Genomic DNA, 14,986 nt, shown 5'->3' on the forward strand with positions numbered 1-14,986 from the left:
ATCCGGTCTTCTTGCGCGACAATGGGGTCATGAGCATCGAGACAGGAGTCGGCGGACCGAGGCTGCTCGCCCAGGGCCCCATCGCCACCGTCTACGCGGGCCGGGATCCCGCCAGGGGCAACGACTTCGCGATCAAGATGTTCCCCGGCGCCTTCGACCGCGAGACCTCCGCGTGGCTGGAACGCGAGCGGAAGGCGCTGGCCGCCGTGCGTTCGACGCGCTCGGTGCTGCAGATCGACGACGTCCTGACCGACGCGGGCGGCCGGTCCGGCATCCGCCGCGAACTGTGCCCGGGTTCACTCGCCGGTCTGCTGGATTCCGGTACCAGGCTGGGTGTTCCCGACGTGCTCGCCCTCGGCGCCGCGATCGCGTCGGCACTCGCGGCGGCGCACGGCGCGGACGTGCTGCACGGCGGGGTGACCCCGCACAACGTGCTGTACCGCGCGTCCGGCGAATTCGTGCTCGCCGACTTCGGGGTGGCCCTGCGGCGGCGATTCCCGCGCGATCCGATGTACGCGGTCGAGTACACCGCGCCCGAAACCCTGCGCGACGACACGCTTTCCCCCGCGTCCGACCTCTATGGACTCGGCGCGGTGCTCTACGCCGCGTTGACCGGGACACCTCCTTTTCCCCGGCGCACCGGGCAACAGCCCGGCGAGCGGATCCTCCAGGTGCTGCGGGAACCGGTCACGCCGATCCAGGATCCGGGCGTCCCGAGGGAGCTTTCCGCCACGATCCTCCGGTTGCTGGCCAAGGAACCGGCCGACCGCCCGCAGGATGTCGCGTCGCTGGCGAGGTTGTTCACGAAGCTGCGGCAGCCCGGCGGCGAAGTCGTCACCGCGGAACCCGTCGACGTACCGGCCGAAGAGGAAGACGCCGACGTCGAGTTCGACGACTTCGCCGTGGTCCAGCAGCAGCCCGCCGCCGCCCCGTCACCGGTCCAGGTGGTGCAGGCGCCGCCTTCGGGCGGCCGGACCCTGATCCGCGAGTTCAGCGGCCCGCTCAAGACCGAACGCCGGCTCCCTTGGAAGCCCGTCGCGCTCGCGGGCGCCGGAGTGCTCGCCGCCGGGCTGGCCGTGGTGCCGCTGGTCCTCGGCCCGGCGGAGATCGGCGGGCAGGCCGTCCCGGTCGCGGCCGCGGTCCCGCCGCCCGCACCGGCTTCCGCTCCGGCACCGGACGTCAAACTGGCGCTCGCGCCGCCGCGGGACCAGAGCGACCACGTGCAGCTGAACTGGACCGCGGAAGGCGAACTGGACTTCGTCGTGATCATGGCGGGCGAGCGGCTCGAGACGAAACAGCTCGTCGCCCACCGTCAGCGCAGCCTCGACGTCCCGGTCGATCCGGCGCGCCGGTACTGCTTCCAGCTCAGGGCGACCGACGGCCGCCACATCTACACCACCGAACCGGTCGCGATCCGCGGCGCCCGCTGCAACCCGTGAGCGTTTCGTCTCGTGAGTGGTAAGGACGGTTCTAACCGTCCTTACCACTCACGAGGTCTTGGCCCCCTCTTTACGGCCCTTCACCGGCACCAGGGTCCGCGGCTCGAGTGCCGCCAGCACCCGAGCCGCGAACGGTCTGGTGGCCAGGCCCCGGCGTACCTCGGCAACCTCCTGCCACGCCCGCCGGACCGCGCCGTCGCCCACCGGGACGCCGGACCACAGCGTCACGTCCAGGACCTTGGCCAGCCGGGCGACCGGCTCGCGGATCCCGTCCCCGGCAAGCGATCCGGCCGATTCGGCGAGATCGCGCGGGGTCATCCCGATCCGGAACGGCACCCCGTGCGCACGCAGCCGGTCGCGGATCTCGTCCCAGGCGCCGAGCACGCCTTCCTCACCGGACCGGCGGCGACGACGTCGGGCGCGGATCACCTTCGCCACCGGAACCCCCACCAGCCACAGGAGTCCTAAAAGGACGATCGTGCCGACGAGGGCGGGCCACCACCAGCTCACCCCGGCTTCCGCGTTCTGGTCTTCGGCGGAGTCCGGCTGCGTGCCCGGCGGGAGCTGCGGCGGCCGCAGCTGCTGTTCGGCGGGCAGCTGGGCCCTCGCCTTGGCGACCGCCTTGCCGGGGCCCGCCTGGTTCCGGCTCGATCCCACGGCCGCGGCGGTGGGATCGAGCGCGACCCAGCCCGCCCCGGCGACCGCGACTTCGGGCCACGCCAGGACATCGCGGTTCCGGACGACGTGCGTGTCGCCGTCTTTCTCGGCGTTGCCCCGGAATCCGACGACGAGCCGTGCCGGGATACCGCTCATCCGCGCCAAGACGACGTAGGCGGCGGCGAACTGTTCGCTCGTCCCCCGCTTGCTCTCCAGCAGGAAGTGCCGAAGCTGCGGCCAGCCGTGCCCGGTCGGCAGCTCCTCCGTACCCGTCGCGACCTGGTAGTTCGTGCTGAGGAACCGTTCCAGCTGCAACGCGGACTGGAACGTCGGGCGCAGCCCGCGCACGGCGTCCTTCGCCACCTGCTCGACGTCGGGCGGCACCGTGCCGAGTCCGCCGAGCCCGCCCGGTGCCCGCGCGTCGACTTCGCCGGCGCCGAGATCGACTTCGGGTGACGACCAGGTGAGCCGGTAGTCCCGCACCGGCGTCGTCGACGGCGATTCCAGCATCAGCGTGCCCGCGGCCTGGTCCACCAACGGGGTCACCCCGTCCACCCTGGTCAGGTCCTGATGGCTCGGCAGCCAGGGGCCCGAAAGCCCGCGCACCGTGAGTTCGGCGCTGCCACCCGCACCGCCCGGAGCGCCCTCCAGACCCGCGCCGAGCCGGTGGAGCCGGGAATCGGACAGCCAGTTCGCGCCGTCGAAACCGTTGAGGACGATCAGGCGCCATTGGTCGACCGGGGTGTCGCCGCGGTAGCGGAACACCTCCTCGCCGGGCTGGATGAGCCGCTGGGCGATCTCGTCCAGCGGGTTGCCGACCCTGCTCCTCGGCGGCGGAGCGGCCTGGGTGTCCTTGAGCGTCAGCGGATCCCGGCCGACTGGATCGAGCGCGGCGAACGCGACCGACCCGGCGACCAGTGCGACCACAGTGGACAGTGCGGGCCAGACCGCAGATCCCGTCACCCGCCACGAACGCGGCACGCCGGGTGCCCGGCTCACGGAGCGGACGCGGCGCCCCGACCACAGCAGGAGCCCGGCGGGCAGCGCGTACCCCAGCGCCGCCGCCACCGCGATGAGTCCTGTCGACGCCTGATACGCCTGCGCGAGCCCGGCGACGGCCAGGCTCGGCACGAGCGCCACGAGCGGTTTGTCCAGCCGCAGCAGCACTTCCAGCCCGAGCACGACGGCGAGCAGCACCGTCAGCGGGACGAACAGCAACTGTTCGGGGACCGGCAGCGCCGGCCAGGTGGACTGCAACGTGAGCCGCCAGCCCTCGGTGAAGCCGCGCGCCAGCCCGCGCAACGAAGCGCCGGTCGGCAGCGCGGCGAGCGTCGTCGACGTCAAGACCGTCTCGATCAGCCCGAGCAGACCGAGCACCGCGACGAGCAGCGGCCGATACGGCGTCAGCTTGGGGAATCTCGCGGTCAATTCGACACAGCCGTACGCGACCAGGACGACCACGAGCACCGGCACGAGCAGTTCCGCCCAGCCGAACACGGGCGCGAACAGCAGCCCGGCGACCCCCGTCGCGCCGAGCAGCCCGGCGACCGCGAGCCGATCGAATCGGGCGCTCATGCCTTCCCCACCAAGGAGTTCCATTGGGCCGCGGCACCGGCGGCGTCGACCGCGACGATCACGCCGCCGGAGCCCGCCGACGGTCTGAGGTCACCGAGCCGGACCACCGTGTCGGGCCGCCAGCGGGCCGCGTGCCCGAGGTCGGCGTCCGGGCCGGTGACCACCACGAGCACCCCGCCGGGGCGTTCGGCGGCGGCGAGGGCCGAGGGCAGCAACGGGGCGTCGTCCGCCGCGTCCTGCGTGACGAGCGCGAGTTCGTCCAGCAGCGTCCTCGCCGCGCGCACTCCGCTGTCGGTCAGCGTGTCCGCGCCGGCGGAGGTGATCAGGCGGCAGTGCTGCCCCGACGACGCCGACGCGTAGAACAGGGAGGCCGCCACCTCGACGGCCTCTTCGAAAACGGCGGGGGTCATCGACGCGGGCCGCGTGTCGAGCACGGTGGTGAACCGCGGCTGGGCGGGGTCGGCGTACTCGCGCACCATGAGCCGTCCGGTCCTTGCCGTCGCCTTCCAGTGCAGATGCCGGACCTCGTCGCCGATCACGTACTCCCGCACCGCGCGCAGATCCGCCGAACCGCGCAGCGGCGGGTCGGTGATCGGGCCTTCGTGGTGATGCCTCGGGTGCCCGGCCTGCGCCGCGCGCACCGCGTGCCGTCGCGGGTGCACCCACAACCACGCGGAATCCCCGACGGTCTGGTCGCCGCGGGCGAGATCGAACAGGTCGGGCCGGTGCACCAGCAGCGGGCCGACCCGCAGTTTCCCGCGTTTCGTCGTCGGAAGCTCGTAGTGGTACGTCGCTTCGGCGCCGGGCGCGAGCGGGCGGACCCGCAGGCGGTGCGTTTCGGTCCCGATGCCGTCCCCCGCGGCGAAACCGCCGTGCCGCCGCGAACCGGGGTTGCGCACGACGAGCGAGGCCAGCGCGGGTTTCCCCCGTTCGACCCGGTCCGGCTGGACGGTCCGGCCGATCTCCACCCGCGGCCGGAACCTGGTGGTGACCAGCGCGATCAGCACCGCGCCCGCGGCGATCCCCGCGATGGCACGGAAAAACGGGTATCCGGCCAGTTCGCCGAGGGCGTAGGACCCGGCGGCGAAGGCCAGCACGATGACGCCGCGGCGGGTGAGCCGCACGCCTACCTCCCCATCGCGGCCATGGGAGCGGCCGTCGCGCCCAGGAGTTCGTCGACGATGTCGGCGGTCCGCCGCTGGTTGAGTTCCGCGTCGGCGGTCAGCACGAGCCGGTGGTCGAGCACCGGATGCGCGACGTCCTTGACGTCGTCGGGGGTGACGAAGTCGCGGCCGAACGTGGCCGCGAGCCCTTGCGCCGCACGGATCAGCGCGATGCTGCCCCGCGGGCTCGCGCCGTAGCGGACGTCCGGATGCGACCGGCTCGACGCGGCGAGCCGCACCGCGTAGTTGACGATTTCCGGTGCCAGATGGGACTTCCGGACCTCGTCGATGACCGACTGGACGTCGGCGATGCTCAGCACCGGCTTGAGCTCGTCCGGCGTCACCCCGGCGCAGTCCCCCATGACCACGCGCATCTCGGATTCCACATCCGGGTAGCCGACCGAGATACGCATGAGGAACCGGTCCAGCTGCGCCTCGGGCAGCCGGTAGGTGCCCTCCAGTTCGATCGGGTTCTGCGTGGCCACCACGAGGAACGGCCTCGGCACCGCCTGGCCGACCGAATCGACGGTGACGCGGCGTTCGGCCATCACCTCCAGCAGCGCGGCCTGCGTCTTCGGCGTGCCCCGGTTGATCTCGTCCGCCAGCACCACGTTGGCGAAGATGCCGCCCGGGTGGAACTGGAAACGTTCGGCGTTCTGGTGGTAGACCATCACGCCGGTGATGTCGCCGGGCAGCAGGTCGGGGGTGAACTGGATCCGGCTCCACCGGCCGCCGATGCTGGCGGCGACGCAGCGCGCGATCGTCGTCTTCCCGACGCCGGGCACGTCCTCCATCAGCAGGTGCCCCTCGGCGAACAGCGCCGCCACGGTGAGCCGGACGACCTCCGGTTTACCGCGCACCACCGATTGCACGTTCTCGGCGATCTGCTCGTAGGCGACCCTGGGTGTGAGCGTCACAGAATTTCCTTTTCCTTTCGTCGGCGCAGGCCGACCAGTGCCAGCGGGCCGAGCCAGAACAGCGCGCCGCCGTTCACCGTGGGCACACCTCGCCAGGTGTCCGACGCGGTACCCGCGGAGGTCTTGACGGTCGCGGTGATCGTGATGGCACCGACCCAGGCGACGCTGGGGATGGTCAGGGTCGTGGCCCCGGAACAGGCCGTCGGCTTGGTCTCGCTGAAGAACTCGGCGGTGCAGGTCGCGGGAACGCCCTTCGCGTTGACGTTCACGGAAACGTACAGGGTGCTGTCCTTGCCCCGTACCTGGGTGATCGTGATGGTCGGCGGGCCCGAGGCGACCGGCACGGTGACCTTCCTGCTGCCGGTGGCGCCGTTCAGGTTGGCTCCCGAACCGAACTTCGTCACCGCGCGGACCGTGACGGTCGCGGTGCCGGTGACCCCGGTGAAGTCCGCGGACGTGCCCGAAACCGTGCGCTGGCCCTTGCCTGTCACGCTGACGAGGTAGTGCACCAGGGTGCCGCCGCGGAGGTCGGGCTGGGTCCAGCTCACCGAAACGTTCCCGGCGGCGGTGGCGTTCGCGGTGACGACCGGCGCCCCGGCGGGCCGGTTCGCGGGCCCTGGGACGACAGCCTTGGCGCTGGCGCCCGGACCGACCCCCGCCGAGTTCTCCGCGATCACGGTGATCACGTACGGGGTTCCGTTGGTCAGCCCGGAAATCGTCGCCCCTCGTGACGATCCCCCGACTCGCATGGAGCCTCCGGTCCAGGTCACCCGGTAACCGGTGATCCGCGCGCCGTTGTCCGCGGCCGGGCTCCACGAGACCTTGATCGAGCCGTCCCCGGACGTCGCGCTCACCTTCCTCGGCGCGCCGGGCGGAGTCGCCTTCGCCACCGGCGGGGGCGGCGCCTGCTGGGTGTTCGGCGGAGCCTGCTGCTGTTGCGGCGGCGGCGCGGGCTGGTTGCCGGACGGTTCCGGATCGGCCGACGGCGCGCCCGCGGTCTGGCTGCTGGCCGCCTTGTCGACGTCGACGTCGACCACCGTGCCGTCCTCGCCGTTGACGACCAGGACGTGCGACCCGTCGGAGCTGTCGACGTAGATCCGGTTGTCCTCGCCCTTGGCCAGCCTCGGCGCCGTTCCCTGTCCCGGCACCTTCGTGGTGGACCGGAGCTTGCCGGTGGCGTCGTAGGTCAGCACCTCGCCCCGGGTCTCGTCGACCATGGCGACCACGTTCGACGAGGAGAGCGGGCCGTTGAACCGGCTGCCCTTGGACAGCTCGACCGAAATCGGCTTCGCGGACGGGCGATCCTCGTCGAGGCCGCTGATGTCGATGAGGTGGAGCTGGTTGCGCTCCGGGTCGGCGATGGCCAGCCGGTCGCCGACGGCGCTGTTCGCGACCTGCGCCGACGGCGAAAGCTTGATACCGAGCGGAAGCGCGTCGCCGAGCCCGTCCGGGCCGACGCGGTGGAGGCTGTCGCCGGTGGTGTCGAGCACGACCGGCCGGTCGCCGACGAGCGTGAGCCCGCCACCGTGCCCGGGCGGGAGCTGCGCGGGGCAGGCCATGACGGCGGCGCCCTTGGGGAGCTCGCAGACCGAGCCGTTGTCGACGCGATGCGTCCACACGGTTCCCTCGGTCGTCGCGACCGGCCGGGACAGTGGCCCCCCTGCGGGCACTGTCGCGGCCGGGTCCCCGAGCCGCACGATCTGGCCGGCGTTGCGGTAGACCAGGTACGGGCCGCCCGCGATCTCCAGCACGAACGGCGTCTCCGGCGCGGGCGGCGGCACGGACTCCTCGACGCTCAAGGTCGCCTTGTCGAACTCCGTGATGCGGTTCCGCTCGACCACGTAACCGGAACCGTCCCCCTGCGCGACCTGGCTGCCGTTCGCGCCGGGCACGTCCGCGCGCGCGTCGACGCGGTTGGTCGAACCGTCGACGTGGAACGCGGACTGCGCGGCGTCGTTGTAGACCCAGTGCCCGACCTGGACGAACTCCAGCCGTTCCGGGGTCGCCGCCTGCCCGGTCACGGCGAGGCCGACCAGCGCCAGGCAGCCCGCGACCACCAGCGCCACGGCCATCCGCGTCCTGGCCACCGCGCTGAACCGCTTCTCGGTGTTCACGCGATCAAGCTAGAGAGCGACCATGAAATTTCGATGAAACAGCCTGTCGCGGCCTCGCGGTGGCTTGTCATCGAAACCTCATGTTCGCCGGGGACGCTGAGGCGACACGGCTTGAGGAGGCACGACGATGACCGATCTCGGCGCGGCCAGGACGGGCGGGCGGTACCAGGCGCCGCCTCCACCGCTTCCCCAAGCGGGGCCTGCCGTACCGCGGACCGCGGCCGCACCCGATCCGCTCGCCTACGCCGCCCCCGCCGCGCGGGCCGCCGCCCGTGAGGCCGCGCTGGCCGCGCTCACCGCCGCTCGCCAGGCGGAGCAGCGGCCGCGAGGGTTCGCGGCGGTACCCGTCCCCGCCCCGATGCCCGGTGCGCCACGGCCGAATCCACCGGAACCCGTCCCAGCGCGGCGTTCCGGCCGGTTCGGGGGGATCGGGGTGGCGCAGATCGTCTGCTGGCAACTCGTCCTCGTCGCGCTCGTCCTGGTCGCGGGAAGGCCATGGCCGCTGGCGGCCGCGGTGGTCACCGCCGCCGTCGTGGTCCTCGCACTGACCGCCGTGCGGATCCGCGGACGCTGGCTCTACGCCTGGCTCGGTTCGGCGTCCGGCTATCTGACGCGTGACCGGGACCGGGATCTCCGGAACGCGGGCGAGGCGGGCCGGGCGCTGCTGCGCCTGCTGTCGCCGGAAGCGACGGGGACCGCCGGTGAGATCGGCGACGAGACGGTGTTCATGGTCAGCCGCGCCGACGGGATCACCGCTGTGCTGCAACCGAGATCGGCCGCACGCGAGCTACCGATGCCGTCGCCGCTCACGTTGGTGCCGCCTGCCCGCGAACAGGCGTCGGATGTCGCCGCGCAGGTCATCCACCATGTCGGCGCGGACCGTTCACGGCCGCCGCGGGGCTGGGTCGCGTTGCAGGCGCTGCGCACCGTCGACGTCCACCGCGACGCGGACGTGCGGCAGGCGCTCGGGAACACGGTCCGGCGGGTGCGGCGGCAACTCCGTCGCGGCGGCCTGCCGGTGCGGGCGCTCGCCGAAAACGAGGTCCTCGGCGTACTCGCCTCGCTGGCGCACGTCACGGCGGGCCGGGCGCGTATCCGCGAGGACTGGCGGTACTGGCACAGCGGACCGATCTGCCAGGCGACGTTCCGCCTCGACGGCTGGGACGCGCTTTCCCCGGTACTCGCGGCGGATCTCTCGCGCCGTCTGCTCGCCGCCGCCCCCGGAGCCGCGGTGACGCTCGCCGTGACCGCCCGCCGGAGCGCCGCCGAGACCGAACCCTACGTCAGTGCCTCGATCCGGATCGCCGCCGCGGGGACGCACGCGGTGGAACACGCGGTGCGGGATCTGGAACTCGCCGCCCGCCGGGGCGGGCTCACCCTCGACCGGCTCGACGGCAGGCACGCCAAGGGAGTGGCGGCCACGCTGCCGCTCGGGGTCAGTTGAGCACGACGATCGCCGCGGTGAGCGCGGTCGCGTACAGCGTCCAGGCGAGGTACGGCACCAGCAATGCGGCCGAAACCCGGGAAGACCGGCGGAAGTACAGGGCGGTGACGACGATCGCTGCGTCGAGCAGGACGATGTCGGCGAGGGCAAGGCCGTAGGCGCCTGCCGCGAAGAACAGGGGCGTCCACGCGGCGTTCAGGGCCAGCTGTACGGCGTACCAGGTCAGCCCCGCGCGTGCGCCGCCGGATTTCCAGTACAGCCAGCCGGACACCGCGATGGCGAGGTACAGGACCGTCCACACCGGACCGAACAGCCACGCGGGCGGCGCGAAGGACGGCAGGTCGAGTCCACTGTAGACAGAGCGGGCGCCGGCCGCGGCGAGCCCGCCGACGAGCGCGACCACCGCGACCGCGGCCAGGAACGGGAGGAACGCGAGCGGCGCGCGGAATCGTCCTGGGATCGCGGTCATCCTTCGAGCGTACGGCCGGGAACACGCTCTCGCGCGCTCAAAACCGGTCGCACCCGCGCGCGCCCGACCCTAAACTCGTCCGCGCGATGAACGACGACACTTTCCTTACCCACGTGGCCGACACGCTGGCCGCACTCCCCGCGGTGCACGCCGTCACCCTCGGCGGGTCCCGCGCGCAAGGCACCCACAGCCCCGAAAGCGACTGGGATTTCGCCGTCTACTACCGCGGCGGCTTCGACCCGGCCGACCTGCGGGCCGTCGGCTGGGACGGCGAGGTCTCCGAACTCGGCGCGTGGGGCGGCGGCGTGTTCAACGGCGGCGCCTGGCTCACGATCGACGGCAGGCACGTCGACGTCCACTACCGCGACCTCGGCTCCGTCGAGCATCATCTCGCCGAGGCGCGGGAAGGCCGGTTCCACTGGGAACCGCTGATGTTCCACCTCGCGGGCGTCCCGAGTTACCTGCCCGTCGCCGAACTCGCGGTCAACCGCGTGCTGCGCGGCGACCTGCCGCGGCCGGACTACCCGGAAGCGTTGCGGGAAACGGCCCCGGCGATGTGGCGAGGCCGCGCCGGCCTGACCCTGCGGTACACCCGCGGCGCCTTCGTCCCGCGCGGGCAGGCCACGGAGGTCGCGGGCGCGCTGGCCACCGCCGCGTTGGAGACCGCGCACGCGATCCTCGCGGCCCGCGGCGAGTGGGTCACCAACGAGAAACGGCTGCTGCAGCGCGCGGGATTGCGCGAGATCGACACGGTCGTCGCGGGTCTGCGCGCGGATCCAGACGCCCTCGCCAGGGCGGTCGACGACGCGGAAGCGCTGCTCCATGTGGCGCGCGTCACGGAATGACGGGCGATCTTCAGCGCTACAGAGAGATAAGACCCGTTCCGTACCAAGGGAGTGACATGTCCGCCACCGCCACGCCGGAAGAAACCGCTCTGGCCGTCCCCGCTCTCGACGACTTCGACTTCCCGCTCACCGATGGTGCCGCGTGCCGCATCGACGATCCGGACTGCGAAGCCTGCCAGTAGGGCGGCCGCCCGAGTACGTGAAGGACCCCTTCATTGCGCCTGACGCAAGGAAGGGGTCCTTCACGTACTTGGGGCGGGGTGGCGACATCCGCACCAGCACCCGAGGCCCCGCACGCCACCACCGGAGGTTGCGAAAGCCACTTTCGCAACGTTGAAGGTTACGAAAGTGGCTTTCGCAACATCGCGCCCCCACCACCGACGGCGAGCCAGGCGTCAGTTCACCCGCCCGTCCACGGCCGCCACGATGAGCGCGGCGCACCGCTTGACCGGCAGACCCCGTTCCCGCGCCATCGCCTCAAGGGCCGCCTGCGCGGCTCGTCCGTGCAACCCTTCCGCGGCGAGCACTTTCAGCGCCAGCTCGACGACGTCGGCGGCCGGCTGGGAATCGGGTCGGACCAGCATCGAAGACCTCCGGCTCACTCGGCGGGACGGCAGCGAGTACCCGCCCCGCGCCGTGTTCACACCTCACCGTGAAGAATGGCGATCCCTCCGGTCGTCGACGGCGGACCGCCGGACCTGTTCGGTGTGCATGCCGATCTCGCCGAGCCGTTCGGCGAAGCCGGTGTGCTCGCGGGGCAGATGGGCGCGCAGGTCCGCGAGCGGCGCCAGGAGTCCGGTGACATCGTCCTCGCCGAGCACCGCGTTCAGCCTTTCGGCGCTTTCCCTGGCCTTGGCGTTCAACCCGTCGAGCGCGCCCGCCTGGCCCGCCAGCTGCCGCAGGATCGCCGAGTTGCGCCGCGCCCACTCGGCCACCGCGCGATCACCCGCCCGCCGGTCGCGTTCCGCGTCGACCCGCGCCTCCCCCGTGCTCTCCCCGCCGTCGGACGGCCGCAACCGCAGGAACCGCCGCTCCGCCGCCTGACGGCTCGCGACCCCCAGCGCCGGGGCGAGCGCCGTCCAGCTGGTGCCGCCCGCGCGAGCGGCCGCGATCAGCTCCGGCTCCCAAGCCGCCAGCTGCTCGCGGACAGTCTTCAACGCGGTCAGCGCCGCCAGGACCCGCTGCGGCTCCGCGACACCGGAACGGGCCTCGGCCACCACGTCACGCACGCTGCGAACGGTCAGAGTGGGGTCTTCGTCCATGGTTGTCATCCAATCGACGACTTGGTGGTTGTCATCGTTTCGATGACATGTTAGAACAGTAGTGCGTGTTGACACCAGAGACGACGACCCAGGAGGTGGAACCCGATGTTGATGCGCACCGACCCGTTCCGCGAACTGGACAGGCTGACCCAGCACATGTTCGGCGCCGCGAATCCGGGCACCTGGTCCAAGCCGGCCACCATGCCGATGGACGCGTACCGCGAAGGCGACGAGTTCGTCGTCTGCTTCGATCTTCCCGGCGTCTCCGCCGACGCGATCGAGCTGGACGTCGAACGCAACGTCCTGACCGTCAAGGCGGAGCGGCGGCCGTTCGCCGGGAAAGACGTCCAGATGCAGGTCTCCGAACGTCCGCTCGGCGTCTTCTCCCGCCAACTGTTCCTCGGCGACGCGCTCGACACCGACCACATCGCGGCCGGCTACGAAGCGGGCGTGCTGACCCTGCGCATCCCGATCGCCGAGAAGGCCAAGCCCCGGCGCATCGAAATCACCGGCTCCGCGTCCGACCGCAAGGAGATCCAGGCCTGAGTGTCCCGTCCGGTGCGGGCCCGCGCCCGCACCGGACGAGGCCGGGGAGGAAGGGAAGTCCTCGTTGCTCACCATGCCTGTCCGTCACCCGCACACCCGCGACGCCGTGTGGGGGTATCTCGCCGAAGTCACCGAGGCCCTCGGCGTCGGCCTCGAATCCTGCACCGTCGACCACGACAGCCCGGTCTCGGCGTACGTCGCGCTCGACGAGCGGCTCCCCACCCATCCGGAGCGCGACGTCGCCCTGCTGTGGGACGAGATCCACGGCTGGGCCGTGGCGATCGAGACCCACTCCGGCGAGGATCTCATCGTTCTCCGTTACCTCGGCGGGAAGACCGCCACCCCGCGCCCGGCCCAGGTCGCGCGTTTCCTCACGGCGGTCCGCGAGGACGACCACAGCGTCGGGCAGCTCACCCCGCCGGATTTCGGCGTCCTGCCCGCCTCGCACGAGTGACCGCGGCTCGCGTCGGGTACCTCCGAAGGGCATCGACCCGAAGGAGTGAGCCGTGACCAGGATCGGCCTGCTGTACCCGACGCGGGACTGCGGTGAGGACGATTTCCTCGCCCTGGCGGGAAAACTGAATCCGGATCTCGCCGTGGACTTCGCCTACGTCCCGTGGGGAGCCGGCATCGGCCGCGTCGAAGACCTCGACGCGGCCGGAAAACACGAGGCCGTCCGCGAACTCGGCGCACCGGACCGTCTGGTGAGCGCCGCACGGTTCGATCCGGCGCCGGCCGTCGTCAGCTGGGCCTGTTCCAGTTGCAGCTTCACGCGCGGCCTCGACGGCGCGCTCGAACAGTCGCGTGTACTCGGCGAACGGCTCGGCGTTCCCGCGCGCAGCACTTCGTTGGCGTACCTCACCGCGCTCGCCCACCTGGGTGCCGGGCGCGTGGCGCTCGCCTCGGTCTATCACCGCGACACGACCGCGACTTTCGCCGATTTCCTCGCGGAGGCGGGTGTCTCCACCGTTCGTTCGGTGTCCGCCGACGCGCCTTCGGACCGGGCGCTCGCGGCCTGGGACGGCGACCGCATCACCGAACTCGCCGCGGCGGCCGACCATGACGAGGCCGAGGTGCTGCTGATCCCCGAAACGGCCCTGCACACGACGCCGTTGCTCGAAGACCTCGAAACGGCCCTCGGCAAACCCGTCTTGACGGCCACCGCCGTCACCCTCTGGGATTCCTTGCACGCACTGGGCACCCCGCCGGTCCGGCCGGGGCTCGGCGCGTTGTTCAGCCGCTGAGCCTGCCGCGCAGATCCTGCAGGATCTTCGTGAGCAGGCGGGAAACGTGCATCTGGGAGATCCCGATGCGTTCGGCGATCTGCGACTGGGTCATCCCCTCGAAGAACCGCATCGTGACGATCGCCCGCTCCCGCTCCGGCAGCTTTTCGAGCAGCGGGACCACGGTGTGCCGGTCTTCGATGTGTTCGAAGCGGGAATCCAGTTCCCCCACCACATCGGACAGCGGAAGCGAACCCTCGCCGTCGTTGACCGGCCGGTCGAGGGACGACGTCTGGTAGCTGTTCGCGGCGAGCAGGCCTTCGCGGACTTGGTCGACGTGCACGTCGAGATGCCCGGCGAGTTCGGTGGGGGTCGGCGCGCGGCCGAGGGTCTGGGTCAGTTCCGTGGTCGCCCGCGAAAGCCGGGTGCGCAGTTCCTGCATCCCGCGCGGGACGTGGACCGCCCAGCCGGTGTCACGGAAGAACCGCCGCACCTCGCCCATCACCGTCGGCACCGCGTACGCCAGGAATTCCCCGCCCTGCCCCGAATCGAACCGGTCCACGGCCTTCATCAGGCCGATCCGCGCCACTTGGATCAGGTCTTCCCGCGGCTGTCCTCGTCCACTGAACCGGACGGCGATGTGCTCCGCGATCGGCAGCAGTTCGAGGATCAGGCGTTCCCGAAGACGCCCCCGTTCCGGGTGACCGGCGGGCAGAGCCGCCAGCTCGTCGAACAGGGGACGGCAATGGGAGTAATCGTCCTTGCGCCGCGTGCGGCGGGCGCGAGGAGCCGGCATCACGTCCTCCCGCAGGACGGCGTGATCGATGTCTTCCATGAGCGACGTCGCGTTCACCAAAGTCACCTCTCCCCGTGTCGCCGTACCGATACCCGGCCTGCGGAATCGGTAAACATCGCCCCTGCCCTGGACGGGTGATCTTGCGATTGACCGGGGAGCCGAACGGGTATCCGCAGGTCACGAGCGAAGGAGGAACCGTGCCTGAACAGAGCTGGAGCGACAAACGCGAACGTCAGTACGAGCACATCAAGTCCTCTCAGAAGAAACGCGGCGCGAGCAGCGGCCGCGCCGAGGAGATCGCCGCCCGCACGGTGAACAAGAACCGCGCCCAGTCCGGTGAATCCAAGACCGCGAGCAAGAGCTCGACCAAGGACAAGTCGCCGCAGAAACGCGGCGGCGAACGGTCCGGCAACCGGAAGGGTCCCGGCGGGCCGACCAAGGACCAGCTCTACAACGAAGCGAAGAAGCGCAACATCAAGGGCCGGTCCAGCATGACCAAGAAGGAACTGCAGAACGCGCTCGGCCGCTGATCGGAG

At 71.5% G+C, this 14,986-nt stretch carries 16 protein-coding genes; 8 read left to right on the plus strand and 8 right to left on the minus strand.

Going from position 1 to position 14,986, the window contains the following annotated elements:
• Positions 1 to 29 precede the first annotated feature (29 nt).
• Complete coding sequence (locus H4W30_RS11445) at positions 30 to 1,439, plus strand: serine/threonine protein kinase (protein ID WP_192742827.1); 1,410 nt, start codon at positions 30 to 32, stop codon at positions 1,437 to 1,439.
• Positions 1,440 to 1,487: 48 nt separating this feature from the next.
• Here the strand turns inward: H4W30_RS11445 and H4W30_RS11450 are convergent, their stop codons facing one another.
• The 4 genes from H4W30_RS11450 to H4W30_RS11465 are packed head-to-tail and all read right to left on the minus strand — an operon-like array spanning position 1,488 to position 7,865.
• Positions 1,488 to 3,671, minus strand: a complete 2,184-nt coding sequence (locus H4W30_RS11450; protein ID WP_192742828.1) for a transglutaminase TgpA family protein — start codon at positions 3,669 to 3,671, stop codon at positions 1,488 to 1,490.
• Entirely contained in the window at positions 3,668 to 4,795 is a 1,128-nt protein-coding gene (locus H4W30_RS11455; RefSeq protein WP_192742829.1) for a DUF58 domain-containing protein, read from the minus strand. The genes H4W30_RS11450 and H4W30_RS11455 overlap by 4 nt, the downstream gene beginning before the upstream one ends.
• 2 nt (positions 4,796 to 4,797) lie before the next feature.
• On the minus strand, positions 4,798 to 5,751 hold the full coding sequence (locus tag H4W30_RS11460; RefSeq protein ID WP_126734414.1) for an AAA family ATPase: 954 nt from the start codon (positions 5,749 to 5,751) through the stop codon (positions 4,798 to 4,800).
• Complete coding sequence (locus tag H4W30_RS11465) at positions 5,748 to 7,865, minus strand: fibronectin type III domain-containing protein (RefSeq protein WP_192742830.1); 2,118 nt, start codon at positions 7,863 to 7,865, stop codon at positions 5,748 to 5,750. Before H4W30_RS11465 ends, H4W30_RS11460 begins: the two co-directional genes overlap by 4 nt.
• A 127-nt stretch (positions 7,866 to 7,992) precedes the next feature.
• Here H4W30_RS11465 and H4W30_RS11470 point away from each other — a divergent pair, with 127 nt between their 5' ends.
• Positions 7,993 to 9,309: a type VII secretion protein EccE gene (locus H4W30_RS11470; RefSeq protein ID WP_192742831.1), complete on the plus strand. Its 1,317-nt coding sequence runs from the start codon at positions 7,993 to 7,995 to the stop codon at positions 9,307 to 9,309.
• Here H4W30_RS11470 and H4W30_RS11475 read toward each other — a convergent pair.
• A complete protein-coding gene (locus H4W30_RS11475; RefSeq protein ID WP_192742832.1) occupies positions 9,302 to 9,778 on the minus strand; it encodes a TspO/MBR family protein in 477 nt (158 codons plus the stop codon). The two genes, H4W30_RS11470 and H4W30_RS11475, sit on opposite strands and share 8 nt — an antisense overlap.
• A gap of 86 nt (positions 9,779 to 9,864) precedes the next feature.
• On the opposite strand from H4W30_RS11475, the gene H4W30_RS11480 reads away from it, so the two are divergent.
• Together H4W30_RS11480 and H4W30_RS44175 are read left to right on the plus strand one after the other, a co-directional pair.
• A complete protein-coding gene (locus H4W30_RS11480; protein WP_192742833.1) occupies positions 9,865 to 10,623 on the plus strand; it encodes a nucleotidyltransferase domain-containing protein in 759 nt (252 codons plus the stop codon).
• 56 nt (positions 10,624 to 10,679) lie between these two features.
• Positions 10,680 to 10,805, plus strand: coding sequence for a hypothetical protein (locus H4W30_RS44175; RefSeq protein ID WP_007031507.1), 126 nt, complete (start codon positions 10,680 to 10,682; stop codon positions 10,803 to 10,805).
• A 213-nt stretch (positions 10,806 to 11,018) separates the two neighbouring features.
• Here the strand turns inward: H4W30_RS44175 and H4W30_RS11485 are convergent, their stop codons facing one another.
• Positions 11,019 to 11,207: a hypothetical protein gene (locus H4W30_RS11485; RefSeq protein WP_192742834.1), complete on the minus strand. Its 189-nt coding sequence runs from the start codon at positions 11,205 to 11,207 to the stop codon at positions 11,019 to 11,021.
• A 63-nt stretch (positions 11,208 to 11,270) separates the two neighbouring features.
• Entirely contained in the window at positions 11,271 to 11,885 is a 615-nt protein-coding gene (locus tag H4W30_RS11490; RefSeq protein WP_192742835.1) for an HSP18 transcriptional regulator, read from the minus strand.
• 105 nt (positions 11,886 to 11,990) lie between these two features.
• On the opposite strand from H4W30_RS11490, the gene H4W30_RS11495 reads away from it, so the two are divergent.
• The 3 genes from H4W30_RS11495 to H4W30_RS11505 all read left to right on the plus strand — a co-directional run bounded on the left by H4W30_RS11495 (position 11,991) and on the right by H4W30_RS11505 (position 13,675).
• A complete protein-coding gene (locus H4W30_RS11495) occupies positions 11,991 to 12,431 on the plus strand; it encodes an Hsp20/alpha crystallin family protein (protein ID WP_192742836.1) in 441 nt (146 codons plus the stop codon).
• A 73-nt stretch (positions 12,432 to 12,504) separates the two neighbouring features.
• Positions 12,505 to 12,885, plus strand: coding sequence for a DUF6292 family protein (locus H4W30_RS11500; protein WP_192742837.1), 381 nt, complete (start codon positions 12,505 to 12,507; stop codon positions 12,883 to 12,885).
• Positions 12,886 to 12,937: 52 nt separating this feature from the next.
• The gene (locus H4W30_RS11505; protein ID WP_192742838.1) at positions 12,938 to 13,675 is read left to right on the plus strand and encodes a maleate cis-trans isomerase family protein; all 738 of its coding nucleotides are present in this window, start codon (positions 12,938 to 12,940) and stop codon (positions 13,673 to 13,675) included.
• Here the strand turns inward: H4W30_RS11505 and H4W30_RS11510 are convergent.
• The gene (locus tag H4W30_RS11510; RefSeq protein WP_192744057.1) at positions 13,665 to 14,450 is read right to left on the minus strand and encodes a SigB/SigF/SigG family RNA polymerase sigma factor; all 786 of its coding nucleotides are present in this window, start codon (positions 14,448 to 14,450) and stop codon (positions 13,665 to 13,667) included. The two genes, H4W30_RS11505 and H4W30_RS11510, sit on opposite strands and share 11 nt — an antisense overlap.
• 197 nt (positions 14,451 to 14,647) lie before the next feature.
• Between H4W30_RS11510 and H4W30_RS11515 the strand changes: the two genes are divergently transcribed.
• On the plus strand, positions 14,648 to 14,980 hold the full coding sequence (locus H4W30_RS11515) for a plasmid stabilization protein (protein ID WP_125673425.1): 333 nt from the start codon (positions 14,648 to 14,650) through the stop codon (positions 14,978 to 14,980).
• The last annotated feature ends 6 nt before the right edge of the window (positions 14,981 to 14,986 follow it).

The sequence above is a fragment of the Amycolatopsis roodepoortensis genome (assembly GCF_014873915.1).
GTDB classification, from domain to species: Bacteria; Actinomycetota; Actinomycetes; order Mycobacteriales; family Pseudonocardiaceae; genus Amycolatopsis; species Amycolatopsis roodepoortensis.

What these genes read in the sequence shown, in the direction of transcription:
- H4W30_RS11445 (WP_192742827.1), top strand. Translation starts at nt 30, where the DNA reads ATGAGCATCGAGACAGGAGTCGGCGGACCGAGGCTGCTCGCCCAGGGC.
- H4W30_RS11450 (WP_192742828.1), bottom strand. Translation starts at nt 3,671, where the DNA reads ATGAGCGCCCGATTCGATCGGCTCGCGGTCGCCGGGCTGCTCGGCGCG.
- H4W30_RS11470 (WP_192742831.1), top strand. Translation starts at nt 7,993, where the DNA reads ATGACCGATCTCGGCGCGGCCAGGACGGGCGGGCGGTACCAGGCGCCG.
- H4W30_RS11475 (WP_192742832.1), bottom strand. Translation starts at nt 9,778, where the DNA reads ATGACCGCGATCCCAGGACGATTCCGCGCGCCGCTCGCGTTCCTCCCG.
- H4W30_RS11480 (WP_192742833.1), top strand. Translation starts at nt 9,865, where the DNA reads ATGAACGACGACACTTTCCTTACCCACGTGGCCGACACGCTGGCCGCA.
- H4W30_RS44175 (WP_007031507.1), top strand. Translation starts at nt 10,680, where the DNA reads ATGTCCGCCACCGCCACGCCGGAAGAAACCGCTCTGGCCGTCCCCGCT.
- H4W30_RS11485 (WP_192742834.1), bottom strand. Translation starts at nt 11,207, where the DNA reads ATGCTGGTCCGACCCGATTCCCAGCCGGCCGCCGACGTCGTCGAGCTG.
- H4W30_RS11490 (WP_192742835.1), bottom strand. Translation starts at nt 11,885, where the DNA reads ATGGACGAAGACCCCACTCTGACCGTTCGCAGCGTGCGTGACGTGGTG.
- H4W30_RS11495 (WP_192742836.1), top strand. Translation starts at nt 11,991, where the DNA reads ATGTTGATGCGCACCGACCCGTTCCGCGAACTGGACAGGCTGACCCAG.
- H4W30_RS11500 (WP_192742837.1), top strand. Translation starts at nt 12,505, where the DNA reads ATGCCTGTCCGTCACCCGCACACCCGCGACGCCGTGTGGGGGTATCTC.
- H4W30_RS11510 (WP_192744057.1), bottom strand. Translation starts at nt 14,450, where the DNA reads ATGCCGGCTCCTCGCGCCCGCCGCACGCGGCGCAAGGACGATTACTCC.